Origin of the sequence: Peribacillus sp. NPDC097295, assembly GCF_044761665.1 — a bacterium.
In the GTDB taxonomy this organism is placed as follows: domain Bacteria; phylum Bacillota; class Bacilli; order Bacillales; family DSM-1321; genus Peribacillus.
This window is the reverse complement of record NZ_JBIWCW010000004.1, coordinates 42,817-64,360: the sequence shown is the minus strand read 5'-3', so window position 1 is coordinate 64,360 and position 21,544 is coordinate 42,817. Positions and strand designations below refer to the sequence as shown.

Below are 21,544 nucleotides of genomic sequence, written 5' to 3'. Positions count from 1 at the left end.
AAATAAGTATTTCCAAAACTCCAAAAAAGGAAGTGTGTAATATTGGGTAGTGAAAGTAAAGTCATTATTTCTCCATTAAATAATGACTTAATAGAGGATATCAATATGACAAATGATTATTTTGAATTATATGGTAGAGTTGTCCCCAGTCTACAATCAGGAAGATGGTCTTATGAAGAAGTTCTTTTTGATGAAACTAGAGTAACGCGTTTTCCAGATGACAAACTTGATTGGAGCCAATATATAAATCGAGAGGATAAAACGTTGTTTTTAGCTTATATGGATAATACTTGCATCGGACAAATTAGAATAACTAAGGATTGGAATAGCTTCTGTTATATTGAAAACATTGCTACTAAAAAAGATTATAGAGGCAGTGGAGTCGGAAAGTTACTCTTAAATAGAGCGGAAGAGTGGGCAAAACAGAAAAAACTTATAGGAATGTCCTTGGAAGCCCAAGATGATAATCTTGGTGCGTGCAGATTTTATGTAAAACAAGGATTCATACTAGGTGGAGTTGACACATTAAAGCAGTCAAATAATGCTACTATTGAAACCACTTTATACTGGTATAAGTTATTCAAGTAATGGGGGCTTTAGTGGAATAAGTACAGTCGTTCCAACATAGGAATGGCTGTTTTTAATACCTTACGTAAGAAATTGGCGGTAATGCTATTAGAATTTTGGCAAGCATTGTGGAGCATTTGGTTTCTCTGCTCCTTTTCAAATTTAGATATTCCATGGAACGCAGAGCGAAATGATTATGTTACTAGCAAAGTGCAGTAGAGATATGATTTTTAATCGTCTAGCAATCTTAGGTAACATATAGTTTTCCTTGCCTCCAAGTAAAAATCCTTCTTCATATCTTACCAATTTCCTATTCGAAACCGCCCAAGCAAGCTGGGTTCTACTATTTTAGTAAAATGTTTTTAAAGAAAAGTTGAAGTAGAATGGTTACATTTAACTTTATATATGTTAGAATTTTTAGAGTATTATAAAAAGTTAAAAATATTAATGGATGAAAATGAGGGGGCTACATAAATGTCTACATCGAATATGAGAAGTGACATGATTACAAAAGGAGTTGACCGTGCTCCGCATAGAAGTCTATTGCGTGCTGCAGGGGTTAAAGAAGAAGATTTCGGCAAACCGTTCATTGCGGTTTGTAATTCATATATAGATATCGTTCCTGGACATGTACATCTTCAGGAATTCGGTAAAATCGTGAAAGCTGCTATCCGGGAAGCAGGCGGGGTACCTTTTGAATTCAATACAATTGGGGTGGATGACGGAATTGCCATGGGACATATCGGTATGCGTTATTCTTTACCAAGTCGTGAAATCATCGCTGACTCCGTAGAAACGGTTGTTTCCGCCCACTGGTTTGATGGGATGGTATGTATTCCAAACTGTGATAAGATTACACCTGGAATGATGATGGGCGCGCTACGTGTCAATATACCGACGATGTTCGTCAGTGGTGGACCTATGAAGGCAGGTAAAGATAAAAACGGTAAATCACTATCTTTAACATCTGTCTTTGAAGGTGTCGGAGCGTATCAAGCGGGGAATATCGATGCTGAAGATTTACAAGAAATCGAAGAAGTTGCCTGTCCGACTTGCGGATCTTGCTCAGGAATGTTTACAGCGAATTCGATGAACTGTTTAGCGGAAGGATTAGGTCTTGCGCTGCCCGGTAATGGCACGATTTTGGCCGTGGCCGAAGAACGTAAGGAATTTGTTAAAAGATCCGCTAAACAATTGATGGAACTTATAAAAATGGATCGTAAACCACGCGATATCGTTACGATAGATGCAATTGATAACGCATTTGCACTGGATATGGCAATGGGTGGTTCAACAAATACCGTTCTTCATACACTGGCATTGGCACATGAAGCGGGTTTTGAGTATCCGATGGAGCGAATCAATGAAATAGCCGGAAGGGTACCACATCTTGCCAAAATTGCTCCTGCATCCGATTATCATATTGAAGATGTCCATAATGCGGGAGGAGTAAGTGCAATCATTCATGAGCTGCTGAAAAAGCCGGGAGCTTTCAATGGAGATTGTTTGTCTGTATCCGGTAAAACACTGCGTGAAAATGTTGAGGGCTGCGAGATCTTGAATACGGATGTCATCCATCCTTTGGATGACCCACATTCTGAACGTGGAGGACTTGCAGTATTATTCGGTAATCTGGCTCCTTTAGGATCCATCATAAAGGTAGGCGCCGTTGATGAATCGGTCGGCGGGTATCATAGAGGTCCTGCAATCTGCTTCGATTCTCAAGAAGATGCACTGTCTGGAATCATTACCGGTAAAGTAAAAGAAGGCGATGTCGTGGTCATCCGTTATGAAGGGCCTAAAGGTGGGCCGGGCATGCCGGAAATGCTGGCGCCGACTTCTCAAATTGTCGGCAGGGGATTAGGAGCTAAAGTAGGTTTGATTACGGATGGACGTTTCTCAGGGGCTTCAAGAGGAATAAGCATTGGTCATATATCTCCTGAAGCAGCAGAAGGAGGACCAATCGCATTTGTTGAGAACGGTGACATCATCGAACTCGACCTGAATAATCGTACCATTCAATTGGAAATTCCTGATGAGGAATTCGAAAAACGCAAAGCCGATTGGAAAGGCTTTGAGCCAAAGGTTACCAAAGGGTATCTGGGTCGTTATTCTAAACTAGTTACCAATGCAAGTACGGGCGGCGTCATGAAAATTTAATTTTCAGGTGAATGGGGGGGCAGAATATGCTGCCCTTTTTTTTTTCTAAGATCGATAAGAATAGTTAATTATAAAAGTTACATTCATCAAACTTTCAAAATGACATAGGCGTCAATTTTGCATTACTGTCATAGATTATAGTATCCTTATAGTCATCTAGTTATTTCAAGGGGGAATTTTGTTATGTCCATGGCTTATGATGAGTACATGAAACAAATGGTAAAGCCAATGCGTGCTGAATTGGTGCAAGCAGGTTTCAAGGAATTGGAATCAGCCGAAATGGTAGAAGAATACATGGAAGCGGCTGAAGGCACAACTCTTGTTGTCGTGAATTCAGTTTGCGGTTGTGCCGCCGGCTTAGCGCGTCCTGCAGCGACTCAAGCTGTACTGCAAGCTGAGAAGAAACCAAATAATCTTGTAACCGTATTTGCTGGTCAAGATAAAGAAGCGACAGCCAAAATGCGTGAGTATTTCGATGGAATCGAACCTTCTTCTCCATCCATGGCTCTTTTAAAAGGTAAAGAGGTCGTCCATTTCATACCTCGTCATGATATTGAAGGCCAACCTATGGAAGCCATCATGGAAAACCTTCTAGAAGCATTCGGCAAAGTGAAGTAATATAAACATATATGATATGAAGAATGTCCTGGAAACAGGGCATTCTTTTTCAAATTTAAAGGACTTAAAGGAGCAGGATGCATGTTTGTGACAACAGCTGGAAGAGCTGATATAGAAATCATAGAGTTGGCAAGAAAGTTAGCCACGGACTTAAAGATCCCTTTTATACCTAGGAGAAAACGGTCGATTCATGATATCCAATTCGAAAATGGCACTGACGATTGCCTTGTTTACGGGAAAGATAGATTGGAATTATACCGATATGAAGAGAAGGAGCCTTTCTTTTTCCATCCTAACTTAGCGATGATTCGATTGAAAAGATTAAAAAATGGGGAGTCTGATCCTTTGCTTGTTGCTGGGGATATAAAAGAAGGGGATTCCGTCCTTGATTGTACATTGGGATTAGGAGCTGATTCCATTGTCGCAAGTTTTGCAGTCGGTGAAGATGGTCATGTAGTAGCCTTAGAGGATAATCAATTCTTGGCTTTACTTGTCGATCAGGGCTTGAAGACTTGGAATGATGCAGATGATGGGATGATATCCGCAATGAGGAGGATTGAGGTTATTCAAGCTGATCATAATGCTTTTTTGAAAACGTTACCGGATAATCATGTCGACGTCGTTTATTTCGATCCGATGTTCGAGGAAACCATACAGGAGTCTAATGGCATTAAAGGTCTTGCTCATTTTGCCGCAGCCAATAATTTGACAATGGAAATAATCAATGAAGCCAAGCGGGTTGCTCGAAAAAGAGTGGTCTTGAAAGACCATTTCCGTAGCACCCGCTTTCAGCAATTTGGATTTGACGTATTAAAACGAAAAACCTCAAAATTTCATTTTGGCTTCATTTCTATTTCATGATTTCATTTGGTAATCCGTTTCATCTAGACCCATGGCACAGCCTTCTCGGCTGGAATCAGCAGCCCCATAATTAGATCCATCCAACGGATTGATTTGTATTGCCTGAACATTACCGATTGAGTGTGGGACTTCATTGAAGACAAAGCCCATTCCTTCGAGGTGCCCCTTACTGTTCATATCAATTCCAGCTTCCCATTCAATATGGGGTCCCATAGGAGTGAAGATTCTTGGTTCTTCGATAGCCGCCTTTAAGTCCATATTGAAATCGAGCACATTAATGATGGTTTGGACGACTGAGCTAATGATTGTCGGACCGCCTGGGGAACCGAGTGTTAAAATGGGTTGATCGTCCTTAAAAATGATGGTTGGACTCTTGCAGCTGACAGGACGTTTATTAGGCTGAACCTCATTCATGCCACCGGGAACGGAGTCAAAGTCCGTCAATTCGTTGTTTAACATAAAACCATAGTCGGAAACCATGATTCCGGAACCGAATGGGTGTTCAACGGTGGAGGTGCAGGCTGCAATGTTTCCCCATCTGTCCCGTACTGTAAAGTGTGTCGTTTCACTGCGTTCTTCATCATTTGGCTGTGGAATGACAGCTCTTTGCTTCACGGAATCATATTTCCATGGGTTCCCGAAATCAATGGCATTGTTTCTTGTCTTGAAATTAATGAACTTCCGACGCTCAGCTATATAATCATCATGCATAAGACCCTTTAGAGGTAATTCGGCAAATTCTGGGTCAGCCAAAAATGCCTTTTTATCTGTAAATGCTAGGCGCATCGCTTCAGCTATTAAATAATATTTCTCCCATGAATGTACATCATATTGTTCTAAATGGAAGGACTCCAGGATTTTCAGGATTTGAATGACGGTGAATCCTCCAGCACTAGGGGCCATTGATGAAACGACTTTATAATCTTTGTAGGTACCAACCATGGGTTCGTCAACGGTTGCCTTATAGTCTTTTAAATCGGACATTTCCATGAATCCGCCCTGTTCCTTGATACAGGAAATGATACCTTCCGCAATTTCGCCTTCATAAAAAGCGGATACTCCCTCACGTTGCAAGATCCTATAAGTATTCGCCAATTTTTCTTTCACTAGAATATCACCCACTTGGTAGGCTTTTCCTTCAGGCATGAAGAAGTTTCGAGCTTCTTCACCCAACCGATACTCGAAGTTTTTAAGTGCATCACAAAGTACCCAATTCACTGGGACTCCATTTTCAGCAAATTCAATGGACGGTTCAATAAGATCGGCCAACGGCTTACTTCCGTGTGCATCGAGCGCTTCATCCATGGCTTTTAAGATTCCGGGAATGCCAACAGCCGTTCCCTTGATCGAACGTTCTTTAAAGGGAATCACCTCTCCATTTTCATCCTGAAATAACTCAGGGTATGCAGCTTTAGGGGCCCTTACATGTCCATCGAATATTTCCGTCTTTTTACTTTTTGCATCATATACCATGAGGAAGCCGCTGCCGCCTATCCCCGTCATCATAGGTTCCACAATATTCAAGGCAAACTGGATGGCTACAGCCGCATCTACGGCGTTGCCACCCTCACGTAAGACTTGTTCCCCGATTTGAGTCGCAACCGGATGGGCGGTAACGACCATACCCGCTTTTCCAATTGCCGTTTCTCTTTTATAGTTTTCCTGTTTAGTTTTTTCATCGATGTTTTCCATCAGAATTCCTCCAGTATATCGCCTTAAGTTCCTTATAGAGCCAGAGACGAACTTTATTGAAAAGAAAACCTTGTCATTAGAAGTAACGACAAGGAAATTTAGTCTTAATCAGCAAATGATAAATATACAAAAAATGCTAATGTCACAAGACATAAAGCCACCATGGCGGTTGTAGTCAAAGCCATAAAAGAGCCCTCCTTAAAAAGATACTGAATCTATTTAAGTTCTACAAAATACCCAATAATCCTTTGTTTAATATATAAATAGTAGAAATATGGTAAAAAAGAAGTGGCCACAAAGCAGATATAGGTATTTATCCTTTTTTGTTATTTTTGAAACCTAGGTAGTATATATTCGTATTTTCTAAATAATCAAAGTATACTAGAATTAATTAATAACAGAAGGTGGGGAAATGGTTTGAAATCGGCTGTATGGTTAAGAAAAAGTCTAGTCATATTGGTTTCCGTATTAACTTTTGGACTTGTGACGCCTACAGATTTAGCATGGCTTGCTGAAGCAGATACTCTAAAAGATTCTAAAAAGGGATTCGTACAAGATGACCATACACCATTTCCTTCTGCCCAAGAACATAGTGAAACCGATGACCATTTTGACCGGGGGAACTTTATATCGGATATGCTTGATAAAGCGGAAGAAAATGCTTATGTAAAATTTGGTGAGAAAATCAATCCGAAAATTGGCGATGAGTTCAAAGAGGTCATTTTACCGAAAATTGAAGAGACGATAAACGACATTGCAAATCAAATTCCTGATGAAAAGCTGAAACAACTTACGGTAACCGAACAACCAAGTGCAGGTAGATCGGAAAAGATTTTCCATATTTATGATGCTCCAAGTGGCAACGATATCATCCGGTTTCATGTACGACAGGAAAATCCTCCATTAGAGGGTTATTGGTTTAACTTTCATTATCATACCTACCATGATTCATTTGCGACGCACCATGATATCGGAAAAATATATTGGGATAAAAATACTCCACCTCATTGGACAAATCAACAAGTAATCTCTTAAGGTCATCGTTCATTGATTTTATTTAGTGGTAAGAGTATGATTATCAAGAAGATAAGTTCATTATTTTTTAGATACGTTGTCTCTGCAACGTATTTATTTTGTTTGTAATTAAACATAGTAAGGAAAAACTGCACGGTTTTATTAGTGGACAAGGCAGTAAATTTTATAGTTTTGTAGAGGTGCTTTTGTTATGTCAGAATTGCTAAACAACATCATCCATACCTATTCTCAATTTTTTGATTGGAGTATGTGGGGAGAAGTACTAACAGACCCGGTCAGCTGGGGGTTAATAGGAACGCTTATCTTAATGGAGGGGCTTCTTTCAGCTGATAACGCTTTAGTGTTGGCTGTAATGGTTCGCCATCTTCCGGAGAACCAAAGGAAAAAGGCCCTTTTTTATGGTTTACTGGGTGCGTATGCGTTCCGGTTCCTAGCCATCGGAATAGGGGTTTACCTCATCAAGATTTCATGGGTAAAGATTATTGGGGCTCTCTATCTTGCCTGGCTTTCGTTCAAATACTTCAGAGATAAGAGGAAGAAACAGGCTAACGAGGATGAAGATGTACAAGGCATGAGTAAAAACAGCTTGTTAATCCGTATGTTCGGAAACTTATGGGGAACGGTTGTCGCTGTCGAAATGATGGATATCGCTTTTTCCGTGGATAGTGTGTTAGCTGCCTTTGGGGTAAGTGAACAAATATGGGTCCTCTTGATTGGGGGAATGATCGGTGTCCTGATGATGCGTGGGGTTGCCGGAGTATTCCTTAAATTGATTGATAAGATCCCTGAACTGGAAACGGCCGCCTATGTTTTAATAGGGTTCATATCACTTAAAATGCTTCTCTCAGTGGCAAAAATAGATATTCCACATGCTATTTTCTTTATATTTATTCTCATTATTTTTGGTACAACAATCTTGATTCATTTCCAAAAAGAAAAAAAGCTTAAAAGCAATAGATGAATTCCTACCTTCAATTAAAAGAGCTGACATCATTTTTGATGTCAGCTCTTTCTTTGGAAAGAAAGCTCGAATAAATGAAATAGGAGAACGAATGTTGTAAAAAAAAGCAAAGGGAATATCAAGTTAAGCCATAGTGAAGCAAGGAACGGATGCAGCAATATGCCTAAGAAGATTGAAAACAGCAAAAGGTCCAGGATGATGAACACTTTTAAACTGTAAATTTCAAGCACTTCTTCAGCAATTTCATGTGGTTCGGGCAGAGTTTTCATGTAATCACCTTGAACCTTTTTTGATTATAGTATTATATATGAACATACTGGGTGAAGCGTGCTTCCGCTCAGAGAGTGTTTTTTTATTTACCAAAAATAATCCGAACCGGTATAGAAAGGTGTCATGGTATACTGAAATAATAAATTAAGATTTTAATAAACATATATTTTTAATTAACCCAATTAAAACTTAGGGAAGGAATGGGGAAGGTGACAAGTAAAAAGTGGGTTGGTTTTATTATTCTGACAGGATGTTTACTTTCCATGATTTCCTTTTCTTTAGCTAGGGAAGACGGTTTAAAGTGGCGGGAATTAAAAAAAGATAACCTTTTAAGGCAGGCCGGGATTTTACAGGAACAAGAGACGTTGCAAAGCATGTTTATATACCCTGAAGAAGAATTCGACGAAGAGGAAGCACTAAAGATTGTCCAAAGGATTAATAAACTTCCTTATTCCCTTCAAGGGAAAATTGTCGATCGGGGCGTAAAAGTAAAGTTGTTCAGCGGGAGCCTGACAGACAATCAATCTGCAGCCCATTTAAAGGGTCAAACACCAAGGGGATATGTAAACCCCAACACTACCTGGGATGACGTCCCTGGTATGGGAGGAGCTCATAGAGTCTTGGTTAAAATCGGTGCAAGCGATAAAGGGAAGGGGCATAGTTCCATCAATCTGGAATTGCATGAAATTGCCCATTCCATCGATAAGATTGTCTTTGATGGCATCCGTGAGGACATTGATTATTTAAGGATATGGGGAAAAGAGGTGGATACTCTCTTTCCTGGTCAATCATATTTTTCCACCTATCCAGAAGAATACTTTGCGGAAGCATTTGCGATGTTTTATGTAAATACGGAACAAAATCATTTGCTAAGAAGGAAAGCACCGGAGACCTATCAGTTTATTAAACAACTAGATTGAACTGGCTACCGTTAAAAGTTAAAATGAGAAGAATGAATGTAGAAAAGGTGGTTTACCATGAAGCAGTATTTGGATTTATGTAAGCATGTACTTGAAAATGGAACTCAAAAAGGCGATCGTACGGGGACAGGAACGATCAGTACTTTCGGATATCAAATGAGGTTCAACCTTCGTGAGGGTTTCCCTGTTCTAACTACGAAAAAAGTTAGTTTAAAAGCAATCATCCATGAACTTCTATGGTTTTTAAAAGGTGATACAAACGTACAGTACCTACAAGAAAATAATGTGCGAATATGGAATGAGTGGGCTGATGAAGCTGGAAACCTAGGTCCTGTATATGGTCACCAATGGCGTTCTTGGGGCGCGGCGGATGGAAGGCAAGTCGATCAAATCAGTGAAGTGATTGAGCAAATCAAAACAAACCCAAATTCGAGAAGATTGATCGTAAGTGCTTGGAATGTAGGAGAGCTGGAAGATATGGCCTTACCGCCCTGCCATGCTTTCTTTCAATTTTATGTAGCGGATGGCAAGCTTTCATGCCAACTGTATCAGCGTTCTGCGGACGTATTTTTAGGTGTGCCTTTCAATATCGCTTCTTATGCTCTATTGACGATGATGATCGCTCAAGTATGTGATTTGGAGCCTGGTGAGTTTGTACATTCTTTTGGTGATGTCCATATCTATTCAAACCATCTGGAACAAGTGAAGCTTCAGCTGACACGTGACCCTAAACCGTTGCCCATGATGAAAATCAATCCTGAGGTGAAAAACATCTTCGATTTCCGTTTCGAAGATTTTGAACTTGAAAATTACGAAGCACATCCTCACATTAAAGGGAAGGTGAGTATATGATTTCCCTAATGGTAGCCATGGATGAAAATCGGTTAATTGGCAAAAATAATGCGCTGCCTTGGTATTTGCCAGCGGACTTGCAGTATTTTAAACGGGTAACGATGGGTCATCCAATTGTAATGGGGCGTAAAACATTTGAATCAATTGGGCGGATATTGCCTGGAAGGGAAAATGTCATCGTCACCAGAAATCATGACTTTCAAGTAGAGGGTTGCACCATTTTGCATGATGTTTCCGAAATAAAGACGTTTGCGGACAATAGCGAACAAGAGGTTTTTGTTATTGGGGGGGCAGAGATCTTTCAAGCGATTCTCCCTGTAACGGATCGCTTATATATCACTCAAATTCATGAAGAGTTTGAAGGGGACACGTATTTTCCTGTGATTAATGAAACGGAATGGGAAAGCGTAGTAACTATTCCAGGCGTAATTGATGACAAAAATATTTATGCACATGATTTCATTGTCTTACGAAAAAAATGAAATGAATGACCGATTGTGGAGTATAAGCCATAATCGGTTTTTTGCATTCTAAAAAGATGGAATTTTTAGAAAAATCAATTACATTCTTGTGATAAAGTGCTATAATTATTGAATTGATTAGGAAGGAAATGAGGGATTGTTATGAACCAGACTGCATCCATGAATAGGGGGATCCAATTGGAGGAAATTCTAATTGCCTATAGAGAATTGAAAGAAATTGTCTTACATACTCCTTTACAAAAAAATCAGCGCTTATCCAATAAGTACGAATGCAATGTTTATTTAAAGCGTGAGGACCTTCAACATGTGCGTTCCTTCAAATTGAGGGGAGCTTATTATAAAATGAAAAGTTTGACTCAGGAAGAAACAAAGAACGGAGTCGTTTGTGCGAGTGCCGGGAATCATGCACAGGGAGTGGCCTTTTCCTGCAGTGAGTTAGACATTAATGGAAAAATATACATGCCTGCTACGACACCAAGGCAAAAAATCGATCAAGTCCAATTGTTCGGAAGGGATAATATTGAAATTATCTTAATTGGAGATACATTCGATGATGCATTTGCTAGTGCAATGGAGTGTTGTGAAAAAGAAGGTCGTTCTTTCATTCACCCTTTCGATGATGAAAAGGTAATTGCCGGGCAAGGCACGACTGCTGTAGAGATCATGAATGATTGTGAAGATGAAATTGACTATGTATTTGCTGCCATTGGTGGTGGAGGATTAATGGCTGGTGTATCCGGTTATTTCAAATCGGTATCCCCGGAAACGAAGTGTATAGGGGTCGAGCCACTTGGTGCGCCTTCGATGAAGTCTTCTTTCAATGAAGGAAAAGTGTTTGAGCTAGAGAGCATTGATACCTTTGTGGATGGTGCTGCCGTTAAGTGTGTAGGGAAAAAGACATATCAAATATGTAAAGAAAATCTTGAAGATATCGTTCTTGTTCCTGAAGGGCATATTTGTACAACGATTCTTGATCTATATAATCAACATGCCATCATTGCTGAACCAGCGGGTGCGATTTCAGTTTCGGCACTTGATTTTTACAAAGATCAAATTAAAGGCAAAACGGTAGTGTGTCTTGTCAGTGGGGGAAATAATGACATTGGCCGTATGCAGGAAATCAAGGAAAAGTCTTTATTATACGAAGGCCTCCTGTACTACTTTATCGTGAATTTCCCACAACGTGCAGGTGCATTAAGAGAATTCCTTGATGAAGTATTGGGACCCAATGACGATATTAGCCGTTTTGAATATACGAAGAAGAATAATAAAGAGAGCGGACCGGCACTGGTTGGAATCGAATTGAAAAATAAATCCGATTATCAAGGGCTTATGGAGAGAATGAATAAAAAGGGTTTTTCAAGTGTGGAAGTTAATAAGGACAGTAATTTATTTCACTTATTAATTTAAACTAGACAAAATTGAAAATTAGGTTAGAATAATGTATATATTTTTACATATTATTCTAACTTGCCGTGAGTTGCGCATTCTGTCGATAATTGTTACCGTTGTATGACGAAATGCCAAGTTTCTTTCATCTGGCTGAAAATGGTATTATAATTAGAATAGGTTGAAATACAACATCAAAGGGGATGTATCCATGTCGAACATTGGAATACCTGGTTTAATCATCATCTTGGTATTGGCATTAATCATTTTTGGCCCAAAGAAACTTCCAGAAATCGGGCGTGCTTTTGGACAAACGCTTAGAGAATTTAAGAAGTCCACGAATGAACTGACAAAAGGTGACTATGAAGATGATAAGAAAATACCACAAAAAAATCATGAATGATTGAATGCAGGGCGTAAGATAGAACCTTCTTACGTCTTTTATTCTGTAGCAAAGAAATGGATTTTCAGATGAAGGCGTGATTTATTTTGGAAGATAAAGAATTGAATATCATCGATCATCTCGAGGAATTGAGAAAACGGCTGATCATTACGGCTGTTGCTTTTTTCATCTTTTTTATCGTTAGTTTTATCTATGTGGAAAAAATCTATTATTGGTTTGTGAAAGATCTTGATTTTGAATTGATGGTCTTGGGCCCGAGCGATATTATCTGGATTTATTTTATGCTTTCCGGTGTTGTTGCCATTGCCATAACCATTCCAATCATTGCTCTTCAAATTTGGTTATTCGTTAAACCAGCTTTGATGCCGAATGAAGTGAGAGCGACTCTTTCCTATATACCAGCTCTCTTCATCCTTTTTATTGGCGGTCTGGCTTTTGGTTACTATGTCATTTTTCCGACGATCCTTCAGTTTCTAATTGAGCTGGGTGAAGGTATGTTCATAACCAATTTTACAGCGGATAAGTATTTTTCATTTGTCTTTAATATGACCATTCCTTTTGCTTTTTTATTCGAGCTCCCTGTCGTCACCATGTTCTTGACCTCAATCGGACTCATCAACCCCTATGTGCTTCAAAAATTAAGAAAATATGCTTACTTCGTATTGGTGGTAATAGCCATTTCCATAACACCTCCTGATTTCATGTCGGATTTCCTGGTCACGGTTCCCTTATTGTTATTATACGAAGTTAGTATATCGCTTTCGAAAATTGTCTATAAACGTAGGGTGAAACGAGAAAGCATGCGGGAAGACTCATTTCGGAATGAAGAAGGTTTATAAAAAATGACCCAAAGGTTTCAGCCTTTTGGGTCTTTTTTTGCAGGTGAAAAAAGTTTCCTCGTCGTAATGGAAAATGGTATTGAGCTTTAACTTTGAGTAGGTAAAGGATTAACTGGAATCCGACATATATATAACATTGAAAATCAATACTCTGAAAAAATTATAAGCTTTAGTTTGAAAGCATACTTCGAATAGGTATAATACAATAGATACGTTAATTTAGGGATGTGTATAGATGAATAAAGTGAAAATCGTTACCGATTCAACAGTGGATATGACACCTGAAGAGTTTGAACATTATGGCATTACGATGGTTCCGTTATCGATTTATATCGATGGTGAGACCTTTTTGGATAAAGTGGAAATAGAGCAGGAAGAATTCTTAAGAAGAATGAATCGATCAAAGGAACTTCCGAAAAGCTCTCAACCAGCAGTAGGTACCTTTTTAGAGGTGTACAATGAACTTGGAAAGGATGGCAGTGAGATCATCTCGATCCACATGACTGGTGGAATGAGTGGTACAGTGCGTTCCGCAGAGACTGCGGCTGGTATGGCTGACGCGAAAGTTACCGTTTTTGATTCGCAATTTATTTCTAAAGCCATGTCATTCCAAGTGATTGAGGCTGCCAAAATGGCGAATGAAGGCAAATCCGTCGAAGAGATAATGAAACGGTTAGAGACCATAAGAAGTCAGACAAGTCTAATCATTGTCATAGGCACCTTGGACAACCTCGTAAAAGGTGGGAGGATTGGCAAGGTGTCAGCTTTCATCGGTTCCCTCTTACATATTAAACCAATCGCAAGGGTTGAACAAGGCGTATTGAACCCTATTTCCAAGGCTAGGAGCCAATCCCAAGTTGTAAAATTCATAACAAAGAAATTCTTAGAAGATACGCAGGGAAAAGAAATTAAAGGTGTTGGTTATGTGCATGCCAATGGATTTGAAATGGCAGATAAGAGCCGACAGGCGATTACCGAAATATCCGGAGTTCAAGATATTAAATTGGAGGCAACAACCGCTGTCGTCAGCACGCATACCGGTGAAGGTGCCATGGCAATTATGTATTATTGGGATTGATCATATCCCTTTTTAGAGCCATTAAGAGTGAACAGTCGTGTTATGAATTCCTGAAACGCCGTTTTATGTAAAAAGAGAGGCTGTTTTCCTGCCCAGGGTCTGGTAAAATGAAAGAAGTGACAGAATATTTTATACATAAAGGGCGGGGTAAGAATGAGGAAGCTGCATAGATTCAAGGCAGCTATAGGCATGGCGGTAATATTAATGCTTACGGCATGTGGTTCAAATGGAGTACCTGATGCGAAAAATTGGGACATGGAAGACTTTAGTAATGTTAACCAAGATGGAAAACCCTTTTCAAAAGAAAATCTAAAAGGGAAGGTCTGGGTTGCTGACTTCATCTTTACAAATTGCGAGGATGTATGTCTTCCCATGACGGCAAATATGGTGAAATTGCAACAAATGCTGAAGGATGAGGGGATATCGGATGTTGAGTTCGTGTCATTTTCTGTTGATCCTGAAGTTGACAAGCCTGAAGTCTTGAAAGAGTTTGGAGACCAATTTAATGTGGATTACACAAATTGGAATTTTTTAACGGGATATAGCCAAGATGACATCGAGGCCTTTGCAATGGACAACTTCAAGACGATAGTACAGAAACCGGACAATGAAGATCAGGTGATCCATCAGACCAGCTTTTACTTAATGGACCAAGATGGAAAAATCATTCGTGATTATACAGGACTTCAAGGTATTCCATTTGATGAAATGATTAAGCATATAAAAATTTTACAGAACTATTGAACAGGTAAATGGCCTGTTCAATAGTTTTTTAGTTTACAAATTAAAAATGGAGGGAAAAAGTCTTTAATCATCCTTTTTTATTTAGACTTGGTTGTAAGGTAATAATGAGTGGATGCGAAGAATGAATTTACATACTAAGTACATGCTAAAATTTAAAGGACAAGCTTTAATTTCCTGCTTTTTTTCATACTATACAATGGTCAAGATTATTTAAAACAGTCATGTAAAGGGATAAAATGATTGCAATTATCTTTTTTCTCCATGATATAATATTTAGGTAGGGAAGGTGAGAGTATGAGATATAAAATCACCTGTCTTTTTATATGCCTAGTATGGATTTCAGGTTGCTCTCAGAGCACTGCTTCAGAACAACCAACCGTTCAACAGCATCACGTTGTTGAATTGAGTAAAAAAGAAACCATTCCAGCCAGCTTTTTTCCGGATCCTGTTCAAATTGTTTCAATAGGTGATTCCCTTACGCAAGGTGTTGGCGACAGTAAAGATAAGGGAGGATACCTCCCTTATCTGCAGAAAAGCCTTGAAAGAGAACCGACGATCACTTCAGTTGAGATGATCAATCATGGAGTTCGTGGAAATCGGACCGACCAATTATTAAAAAGATTGGAAAAGGCCGGCGTTCAGAAAGATATTGAACAAGCCGATTCCATCGTAGTCACAATTGGTGGTAACGATATCATGAGGGTATTTAAACAGAACTTCTCCAACTTGGAACTGAACCAATTCGATTCTGCAAAAATAGGATATGAAAAAAGATTAAGACAGATATTGGATAAGGTCCGTTCTGAAAATGAACAGGCTCAGATTTATTTAGTTGGCGTATATAACCCATTTTCAAAATGGTTTGCCGACTTTTATGAACTCGATGAAATTATGAATGATTGGAATGATAGTGGGAAAAAGATCATCACCGAATATGACTCTGCATATTTTATCGAAATAGATGATATTTTTCAAAATTCCAAAGAAGACTTGTTATATACTGAGGATTACTTCCATCCCAATGATCGAGGATATGAACTGATCGCCGAAAGAATCTACAATAACATGGAAGTATTGACTATCGGAAAGGATGCAATGGAAGCCAGTGCCAAAGGAGATGATGACCAAGAATGACAAATGTCAAATGGAAGACTTTGTTTATTACTTTATTAGCCCTTAACATCCTGGTCATCTTTACTATTCTAATCCTAATTAATTTACCGGCAAAAGATAAAGAGATGAAACCAGCTGTAAGTCAGGAAGAAGATATCCAGTTTCAGATTCATACGAATCGGGAAGATTTGACCAGACTAATCAACCAGTACCTTGATAAAGAAGGCTTGACTGGATTAATGCATTATGAAGTGTACTTAAAGGATGAAGTGGAGTTATACGGGAAAATGCCATTTTTCAATCGTGAAGTGGAAATGAAATTAACATTCGAACCAATTGCGCAGAAGAATGGAGACTTGGTTCTAAAACAAAAATCCATTTCCATTGGGCAAATGAACCTACCTGTTTCCTACGTGATGAATTTAATTAATGAGCGGTATAAGATGCCTGAGTGGGTCACTATCAATCCTAATGAGGAAAATATTTATGTTTCCTTGCAAGACATGGAATTGAAAAGTGACGTCAGGGTAAAAGCCAATGAATTTGATTTGAAGAATGATGATATTTCTTTCTTATTGACCGTACCCTCTTCATTGCAGTAATTGAAAACATACGATAAAAAGCCAGGGTCTAGCAATCCTGGCTTTTTATCGTGTGTGGTTCAAGGGGAAAGGGTGATAACTTCTAAACCAGGTTCACCTTGACTGGAGCCCACTATATAAATCGATAATGGGGTATCTGCCTGAATATCAGTGGGCAAGGAAAGTGCTGCTTCTTTAGAACCGGCTAATCTGACTTCAAAATCAACGTGCATGGGGTAAAGGTTCAGATATTCGCTCGCTTTACGGTAAGAGAGGTTCGAGAATACGACATCGCCGTCTTTTACAGCAATATCGACTGGTGGTGTATCAAACGATAAGTGGACAAAACGGATCTTGGATTCACCTTGTGGAACATAAGGATTGTCTTCAAATGTAAGTAGTTTCAGCATTTCATTTGATCCTGCAGCAACGACTGTGTACATTTTTTCGCTTTCCACATCGAGCTTACGGCTAAGCAAGGTGGAAGTGGTTTGGCCGGTAGGGTATATATCAACTTGGTACTTACCAGGAGGCAATGATAAATAGTCACTTTTGTTTTTATAGGCGAAATTCTGAAGGATGCGCATTTCATTAACATATACATCGACCGCAGGAGCTTTAGGAGCCGCGTGAAATACACGGACCTTTGCTGGTTTGAGAGAAATCATTTGACCATTTCGCATTGGTTGAATTGCTTTTTCCATACTCTTCAAGTGTTTGTGATAATAATAATCATGTAAATGAGGGTTACTATATTTATAGTAGCAAGATAAAGCATCGTAATTCATGGCTTTTTGTAAATGTGTATGTTTATTTTTCATGTCAATCACCTTTCATTTTGAATCATTATGAAAACATCATATGGGAGCATGCTTGGGCATGTGCCTTCATTTCTACCAATTTAATATCTAAAAAAAAGAAAAGTATGGTGTTAAGGAAATGTAGTTTGAACAGCAGATGATTTTACATGGCCATATAAAAGGGTTAAAATGCATTAAACAGAGCCTTTCCCAAAAAGGAGGATATTACAGTTGACTAATCAATTAGAGAAAGCAACGTTTGCCGGAGGATGTTTCTGGTGTATGGTGAAACCCTTCGATGAACAGCCGGGTATCGAATCCGTTATTTCCGGTTACACAGGGGGAAAGACGGAGAACCCTACGTATAAAGAGGTTTGTTCAGAGACGACGGGCCATTATGAGGCTGTTCAGATTACTTTTGATCCTACGGTTTATCCTTATAAGGATTTGGTCGATTTATTTTGGCAACAAATCGACCCTACGGACGCTGGGGGACAGTTTTTTGACCGTGGCAGTTCCTATCAAACGGCCATTTTCTATCATGATGAAAAACAACGTGAAATTGCGGAAGCTTCCAAGGCGAAGCTACAGGAGAGTGGCATTTTTTCTAAACCGATTGCCACCCCAATCCTACCAGCTAAGACCTTTTATCCAGCCGAGACATATCATCAGCATTATTATAAAAAGCAACCAGAGCATTACGAGAGGTATTCAGTTGGTTCGGGTCGCAAAGCATTTCAAGAACATCATTGGGGGGAAAGAAATGAGTAATAAAGACGAGTTAAAGAAAAAATTAACACCGATACAATATGAAGTCACACAGAATAGCGGGACGGAGCCTGCGTTTCATAATGAATACTGGAATTTGAAGGAAGAGGGCCTATATGTGGACATCGTTTCGGGTACCCCGCTCTTCACTTCCAAAGATAAATTTGATTCCGCTTGTGGCTGGCCGAGTTTTACCAAGCCTTTGGACGATGGTGAAGTAGTTGAAAATTTGGATACGAGCTATGGAATGAGAAGAATCGAAGTTCGTTCGAAAACAGCCGATTCCCATCTTGGTCATGTATTTGATGATGGTCCAGGGCCAACCAGGTTACGGTACTGCATTAATTCTGCTTCTCTTAGATTTATCCCACTCCAAGATCTTGAAAAAGAAGGATACGGGGAATATAAGAAGCTATTTATTTAACAAAACAGCCCCTATCATGGATAGGGGCTGTTTTGTTTAGGGATGCATATTATTGGTGATGATCGAAGAGAGCCTGACATAAGTGTTGGGAATGTCATTTGCGGTTTCCCTTCCTGAGACTTCAAATCGTACGGTGTGTGGTCCAGGAGAAAGGCCATTTGTGACGAATAAATACCTTTCACGTGCAAAGGGCCACCACGTATGGATTGAAGTATTCAATTTGCCATCAATGAATATATCGACTTTCCCGCCATCTGGACTTCTAAGTAATTTAACGCCAAGTATATTGCCTTCGAATCGATATTCGATGTAGCTACCTTTTTCAGAACTTGTGTAATAGCCAGCTCTTGGTCTAAAGCCGACCATTGTGTCATAGTTGTCATGCTCTAATAATTCCAATTCGGAGCCTTCATGAATTTTAGGAGGAAGGCTTGCGACAGGCTTTTCCTGTTTGGCATTTTCAAGGAACTGTTCGTAAATTGCATTTGCGTAGAATTGATAGCCAAGGCCGTTCGGATGAATCAAGTCTTTGGTCAATTGTTTTTCAGTAAATCCCGAATTTTTGAAGATTGGGCGCATGTCGATATTGGTAGCGCCATAATAGTCAGTCAAAAGACCGATCGCATTTGCAAATTCCTCATATTCTAAACAACTTTCCGTAATGGTGAACAATTCAGCATGTGGGTATAGGTGTTTGGCCTTCCTGATTAGAGCTTCGTATGTCATTTTAAAATCGTTCACATTCATATATTTACGATCATTTTCACCGAAAACAATGAAAATCAAATCCTTATGGCCACTATCTTTTTTTTGAGAGAATTTATAAAGTCCTTCAAAAGCAGTGGACCCGCTTTGAACAACGTAGTCTCCTTTAAAAGGGACTGAATTGTATTTATTCATCTTGTTTTCTAATTGTCTGAACCAAGTCATGTTGGGATTCTCAGCGCCGGATCCCCTGCCGATACTATCCCCAATAACCAGATAGTCAATCGGCTGACCGTCTTGGAATTTTTGATAAACATTAAGAGTTTCATCGGACCCGTATGTTTTAGGAACTTTTTGAGGGATGTACATGAGAAGAAGGATGAAGAATACGGCAGTGAATGGGATGAGGGATCTTGAAACTTTTTTCAATTCGTTTCCTCCGATTAACATTTTTGTTTATAGGTGAGTAGGAGTAACTACTACCCTTAGGCTATTTAGCATATTTTCTTTTATTATATCGCAAATTTAGCGTAACACAATAAGGATTGATTCCGATTTTCTTTAGGGGAAATGAAATTTGAAAATGATTGTATATAGAAGAAACTAAGGAGTTTTTGCTTAAATAAAAAAAAATGGGCAAATACACAGACCAAGGCGGGCGTATCGACATATGGTAAGGATGTAAAGAGAAAACAGAAATCAAGAAGGAGTGAAACTTTATGTACGGATATGGTGGAGGATATGGTGGCGGCTGCGGCGGCGGTTATGGTTATGGCGGAGGATATGGTGGCGGCTGCGGTGGCGGTTTTGGTTCAGGCTTCGCATTGATCGTTGTCTTATTCATTCTGTTGGTTATCATCGGCGCATCATTCTGCTGCTAAATAAAACACTAAAAGACCAGTTGGTAAAGCTGGTCTTTTCTTAATGTGGTAAATCGTCTACATGACAGGTGAGCTTAGGCAACCTTGATAGGAAGTGTTTACAGATGGCATGGACCTAGGAATTTTTAATAACTGATATTCTAGCTGTATATATCAATAAGATGTTTTAAGTGAGAACGTACGTTTCTTTTGTGGTATAATCATTAGTGGGTCACGATTTCCTTTGCTCTACATATCTGCTAAAATAATTATGATGTGATATATATAGGGGGAAAGAGATATGAAACCAGCTCGTTTAAAAGCGGGGGATGAAATCCGGGTTATTGCACCATCGAGAAGCCTGGCGATTGTAAAAGGTGAACAACGTAGACTGGCAGAGGAAAGGTTAGTTGAGCTTGGCTTTAGAGTGACATATGGTAAAACTACTTTGGTACATGACGACTTCTTCTCGAATTCAATCGAAGACCGGATCGAGGATTTACATGATGCGTTTAGAGATCCGTCTGTTAAAGGAATCTTTACAAGCATTGGGGGATACAATGCCAACCAATTGCTTCATTATATCAACTACGATTTAATTAAGGGAAATCCTAAAGTGTTGATGGGATATAGTGATATAACGGCCATCAGTTTGGCCATTTATCAAAAAACTGGTTTGATTACATACTCTGGTCCTCATTTCTCTACTTTCGGGATGAAGGCTGGTCTGGATTATACAATGGAGTACTTTAAAAAAGCTGTCCTTCAGGATGAGGCCTTTGACTTGGAACAAAGTGAAACATGGAGTGATGATTCATGGCACCTGGAGCAGGATGACCGTACCTTCCATCCAAATTCGGGATACATGGTCATACAGGAGGGCGAAGCGGATGGTACAATCCTAGGAGGCAATCTTTGTACGATTAATCTTCTACAGGGAACAGAGTACATGCCTTCGTTACGGGATCGCATTCTCTTTATTGAAGATGATGAAGAAAGCCATCCTTTTAGTTTTGACCGAGATTTACAGTCTTTGTTACAGTTGCCTGATGCAATTGGAATCAAGGGAGTTGTCATAGGAAGGTTTCAAAATAATTCCGGGATGACACCTTACGCACTTCAGCAGATCATTGCCTCCAAAAAGGAACTGAATGGCATCCCTGTCATAGCGAATGCGAATTTTGGACATGTCCATCCCTTTGTTACTCTCCCTATAGGCGAAAATGTAAAGATGACCGTGAGGAACGGAAAAGCAAGTGTAACCATCCTCTCATGAAAAGTGGTTAGAAAGATGGAAGTTAACTAGTATGATGGCTTAAAGGGATGAAGGTCTGACCATCAGATATCGTCTGATCAATCCCTGCATATTTTCCTATTTTACAAGCATTATTAGGGAATATGAGGCTAATAGTTCAAATTCTT

General features: G+C 39.3%; 23 protein-coding genes. 20 read left to right on the top strand and 3 right to left on the bottom strand.

Annotated elements, in window-relative coordinates; genetic code table 11:
• The first annotated feature begins 42 nt into the window (after positions 1-42).
• The 4 genes from ACIQXN_RS08880 (at position 43) to ACIQXN_RS08865 (ending at position 4,206) form a co-directional block, all read left to right on the top strand.
• Positions 43-588 carry a GNAT family N-acetyltransferase gene (locus tag ACIQXN_RS08880; protein ID WP_402964946.1) on the top strand — a complete coding sequence of 182 codons (546 nt, stop codon included), beginning with the start codon at positions 43-45 and terminating at the stop codon, positions 586-588.
• Positions 589-1,056: 468 nt separating this feature from the next.
• Positions 1,057-2,727, top strand: a complete 1,671-nt coding sequence (ilvD, locus tag ACIQXN_RS08875) for a dihydroxy-acid dehydratase (RefSeq protein ID WP_402966068.1) — start codon at positions 1,057-1,059, stop codon at positions 2,725-2,727.
• A gap of 183 nt (positions 2,728-2,910) precedes the next feature.
• Positions 2,911-3,345: a BrxA/BrxB family bacilliredoxin gene (locus ACIQXN_RS08870; RefSeq protein WP_402964942.1), complete on the top strand. Its 435-nt coding sequence runs from the start codon at positions 2,911-2,913 to the stop codon at positions 3,343-3,345.
• Positions 3,346-3,426: 81 nt separating this feature from the next.
• On the top strand, positions 3,427-4,206 hold the full coding sequence (locus tag ACIQXN_RS08865) for a class I SAM-dependent methyltransferase (protein WP_402964938.1): 780 nt from the start codon (positions 3,427-3,429) through the stop codon (positions 4,204-4,206).
• Here the strand turns inward: ACIQXN_RS08865 and ggt are convergent.
• Entirely contained in the window at positions 4,201-5,898 is a 1,698-nt protein-coding gene (gene ggt / locus ACIQXN_RS08860; protein ID WP_402964934.1) for a gamma-glutamyltransferase, read from the bottom strand. The genes ACIQXN_RS08865 and ggt overlap by 6 nt on opposite strands.
• A gap of 417 nt (positions 5,899-6,315) precedes the next feature.
• Here ggt and ACIQXN_RS08855 point away from each other — a divergent pair, with 417 nt between their 5' ends.
• The 12 genes from ACIQXN_RS08855 (at position 6,316) to ACIQXN_RS08800 (ending at position 16,586) form a co-directional block, all read left to right on the top strand.
• Positions 6,316-6,933 carry a YpjP family protein gene (locus ACIQXN_RS08855; protein ID WP_402964931.1) on the top strand — a complete coding sequence of 206 codons (618 nt, stop codon included), beginning with the start codon at positions 6,316-6,318 and terminating at the stop codon, positions 6,931-6,933.
• 190 nt (positions 6,934-7,123) lie between these two features.
• Positions 7,124-7,894 carry a TerC family protein gene (locus ACIQXN_RS08850; protein WP_402964928.1) on the top strand — a complete coding sequence of 257 codons (771 nt, stop codon included), beginning with the start codon at positions 7,124-7,126 and terminating at the stop codon, positions 7,892-7,894.
• 479 nt (positions 7,895-8,373) lie between these two features.
• Complete coding sequence (locus tag ACIQXN_RS08845) at positions 8,374-9,084, top strand: anthrax toxin lethal factor-related metalloendopeptidase (RefSeq protein ID WP_402964924.1); 711 nt, start codon at positions 8,374-8,376, stop codon at positions 9,082-9,084.
• A 57-nt stretch (positions 9,085-9,141) separates the two neighbouring features.
• Complete coding sequence (locus ACIQXN_RS08840; protein ID WP_402964920.1) at positions 9,142-9,936, top strand: thymidylate synthase; 795 nt, start codon at positions 9,142-9,144, stop codon at positions 9,934-9,936.
• Positions 9,933-10,418, top strand: coding sequence for a dihydrofolate reductase (locus ACIQXN_RS08835; protein ID WP_402964915.1), 486 nt, complete (start codon positions 9,933-9,935; stop codon positions 10,416-10,418). The genes ACIQXN_RS08840 and ACIQXN_RS08835 overlap by 4 nt, the downstream gene beginning before the upstream one ends.
• A 141-nt stretch (positions 10,419-10,559) precedes the next feature.
• Complete coding sequence (gene ilvA, locus ACIQXN_RS08830; protein ID WP_402964912.1) at positions 10,560-11,828, top strand: threonine ammonia-lyase IlvA; 1,269 nt, start codon at positions 10,560-10,562, stop codon at positions 11,826-11,828.
• Between the two features lie 190 nt (positions 11,829-12,018).
• Positions 12,019-12,210: a twin-arginine translocase TatA/TatE family subunit gene (gene tatA, locus ACIQXN_RS08825; RefSeq protein WP_402964909.1), complete on the top strand. Its 192-nt coding sequence runs from the start codon at positions 12,019-12,021 to the stop codon at positions 12,208-12,210.
• An 86-nt stretch (positions 12,211-12,296) separates the two neighbouring features.
• Entirely contained in the window at positions 12,297-13,049 is a 753-nt protein-coding gene (tatC, locus tag ACIQXN_RS08820; protein ID WP_402964905.1) for a twin-arginine translocase subunit TatC, read from the top strand.
• A 235-nt stretch (positions 13,050-13,284) separates the two neighbouring features.
• Positions 13,285-14,127 carry a DegV family protein gene (locus ACIQXN_RS08815; RefSeq protein ID WP_402964901.1) on the top strand — a complete coding sequence of 281 codons (843 nt, stop codon included), beginning with the start codon at positions 13,285-13,287 and terminating at the stop codon, positions 14,125-14,127.
• 153 nt (positions 14,128-14,280) lie between these two features.
• A complete protein-coding gene (locus tag ACIQXN_RS08810; RefSeq protein ID WP_402964897.1) occupies positions 14,281-14,871 on the top strand; it encodes an SCO family protein in 591 nt (196 codons plus the stop codon).
• 294 nt (positions 14,872-15,165) lie between these two features.
• Positions 15,166-16,005, top strand: a complete 840-nt coding sequence (locus tag ACIQXN_RS08805; RefSeq protein ID WP_402964894.1) for an SGNH/GDSL hydrolase family protein — start codon at positions 15,166-15,168, stop codon at positions 16,003-16,005.
• A complete protein-coding gene (locus ACIQXN_RS08800) occupies positions 16,002-16,586 on the top strand; it encodes a YpmS family protein (protein ID WP_402964890.1) in 585 nt (194 codons plus the stop codon). Before ACIQXN_RS08805 ends, ACIQXN_RS08800 begins: the two co-directional genes overlap by 4 nt.
• Before the next feature lie 59 nt (positions 16,587-16,645).
• Here ACIQXN_RS08800 and ACIQXN_RS08795 read toward each other — a convergent pair whose 3' ends face one another.
• Positions 16,646-17,386, bottom strand: coding sequence for a DUF4397 domain-containing protein (locus tag ACIQXN_RS08795; protein ID WP_402964886.1), 741 nt, complete (start codon positions 17,384-17,386; stop codon positions 16,646-16,648).
• Positions 17,387-17,647: 261 nt separating this feature from the next.
• On the opposite strand from ACIQXN_RS08795, the gene msrA reads away from it, so the two are divergent.
• Both msrA and msrB read left to right on the top strand, forming a co-directional pair.
• A complete protein-coding gene (gene msrA / locus ACIQXN_RS08790) occupies positions 17,648-18,136 on the top strand; it encodes a peptide-methionine (S)-S-oxide reductase MsrA (RefSeq protein ID WP_402966066.1) in 489 nt (162 codons plus the stop codon).
• Positions 18,129-18,557 (top strand): peptide-methionine (R)-S-oxide reductase MsrB, encoded by a 429-nt coding sequence (gene msrB, locus ACIQXN_RS08785; protein ID WP_402964882.1) that lies wholly within the window; start codon positions 18,129-18,131, stop codon positions 18,555-18,557. The genes msrA and msrB overlap by 8 nt, the downstream gene beginning before the upstream one ends.
• Before the next feature lie 36 nt (positions 18,558-18,593).
• Here msrB and ACIQXN_RS08780 read toward each other — a convergent pair whose 3' ends face one another.
• Entirely contained in the window at positions 18,594-19,691 is a 1,098-nt protein-coding gene (locus ACIQXN_RS08780; protein WP_402964877.1) for an SGNH/GDSL hydrolase family protein, read from the bottom strand.
• 290 nt (positions 19,692-19,981) lie between these two features.
• Between ACIQXN_RS08780 and ACIQXN_RS08775 the strand changes: the two genes are divergently transcribed.
• Together ACIQXN_RS08775 and ACIQXN_RS08770 are read left to right on the top strand one after the other, a co-directional pair.
• A complete protein-coding gene (locus tag ACIQXN_RS08775; RefSeq protein WP_402868981.1) occupies positions 19,982-20,143 on the top strand; it encodes a YjcZ family sporulation protein in 162 nt (53 codons plus the stop codon).
• 280 nt (positions 20,144-20,423) lie between these two features.
• Entirely contained in the window at positions 20,424-21,398 is a 975-nt protein-coding gene (locus ACIQXN_RS08770) for a S66 family peptidase (RefSeq protein ID WP_402964874.1), read from the top strand.
• Positions 21,399-21,544 lie beyond the last annotated feature (146 nt).

Excerpts from the sequence above, each read along its gene's own strand:
- ilvD (WP_402966068.1), top strand. The coding sequence starts at position 1,057 with ATGAGAAGTGACATGATTACAAAAGGAGTTGACCGTGCTCCGCATAGA.
- ACIQXN_RS08870 (WP_402964942.1), top strand. The coding sequence starts at position 2,911 with ATGTCCATGGCTTATGATGAGTACATGAAACAAATGGTAAAGCCAATG.
- ACIQXN_RS08865 (WP_402964938.1), top strand. The coding sequence starts at position 3,427 with ATGTTTGTGACAACAGCTGGAAGAGCTGATATAGAAATCATAGAGTTG.
- ggt (WP_402964934.1), bottom strand. The coding sequence starts at position 5,898 with ATGGAAAACATCGATGAAAAAACTAAACAGGAAAACTATAAAAGAGAA.
- ACIQXN_RS08850 (WP_402964928.1), top strand. The coding sequence starts at position 7,124 with ATGTCAGAATTGCTAAACAACATCATCCATACCTATTCTCAATTTTTT.
- ACIQXN_RS08840 (WP_402964920.1), top strand. The coding sequence starts at position 9,142 with ATGAAGCAGTATTTGGATTTATGTAAGCATGTACTTGAAAATGGAACT.
- ACIQXN_RS08835 (WP_402964915.1), top strand. The coding sequence starts at position 9,933 with ATGATTTCCCTAATGGTAGCCATGGATGAAAATCGGTTAATTGGCAAA.
- ilvA (WP_402964912.1), top strand. The coding sequence starts at position 10,560 with ATGAACCAGACTGCATCCATGAATAGGGGGATCCAATTGGAGGAAATT.
- tatA (WP_402964909.1), top strand. The coding sequence starts at position 12,019 with ATGTCGAACATTGGAATACCTGGTTTAATCATCATCTTGGTATTGGCA.
- ACIQXN_RS08815 (WP_402964901.1), top strand. The coding sequence starts at position 13,285 with ATGAATAAAGTGAAAATCGTTACCGATTCAACAGTGGATATGACACCT.
- ACIQXN_RS08810 (WP_402964897.1), top strand. The coding sequence starts at position 14,281 with ATGAGGAAGCTGCATAGATTCAAGGCAGCTATAGGCATGGCGGTAATA.
- ACIQXN_RS08805 (WP_402964894.1), top strand. The coding sequence starts at position 15,166 with ATGAGATATAAAATCACCTGTCTTTTTATATGCCTAGTATGGATTTCA.
- ACIQXN_RS08800 (WP_402964890.1), top strand. The coding sequence starts at position 16,002 with ATGACAAATGTCAAATGGAAGACTTTGTTTATTACTTTATTAGCCCTT.
- ACIQXN_RS08795 (WP_402964886.1), bottom strand. The coding sequence starts at position 17,386 with ATGAAAAATAAACATACACATTTACAAAAAGCCATGAATTACGATGCT.
- msrA (WP_402966066.1), top strand. The coding sequence starts at position 17,648 with ATGGTGAAACCCTTCGATGAACAGCCGGGTATCGAATCCGTTATTTCC.
- msrB (WP_402964882.1), top strand. The coding sequence starts at position 18,129 with ATGAGTAATAAAGACGAGTTAAAGAAAAAATTAACACCGATACAATAT.
- ACIQXN_RS08775 (WP_402868981.1), top strand. The coding sequence starts at position 19,982 with ATGTACGGATATGGTGGAGGATATGGTGGCGGCTGCGGCGGCGGTTAT.
- ACIQXN_RS08770 (WP_402964874.1), top strand. The coding sequence starts at position 20,424 with ATGAAACCAGCTCGTTTAAAAGCGGGGGATGAAATCCGGGTTATTGCA.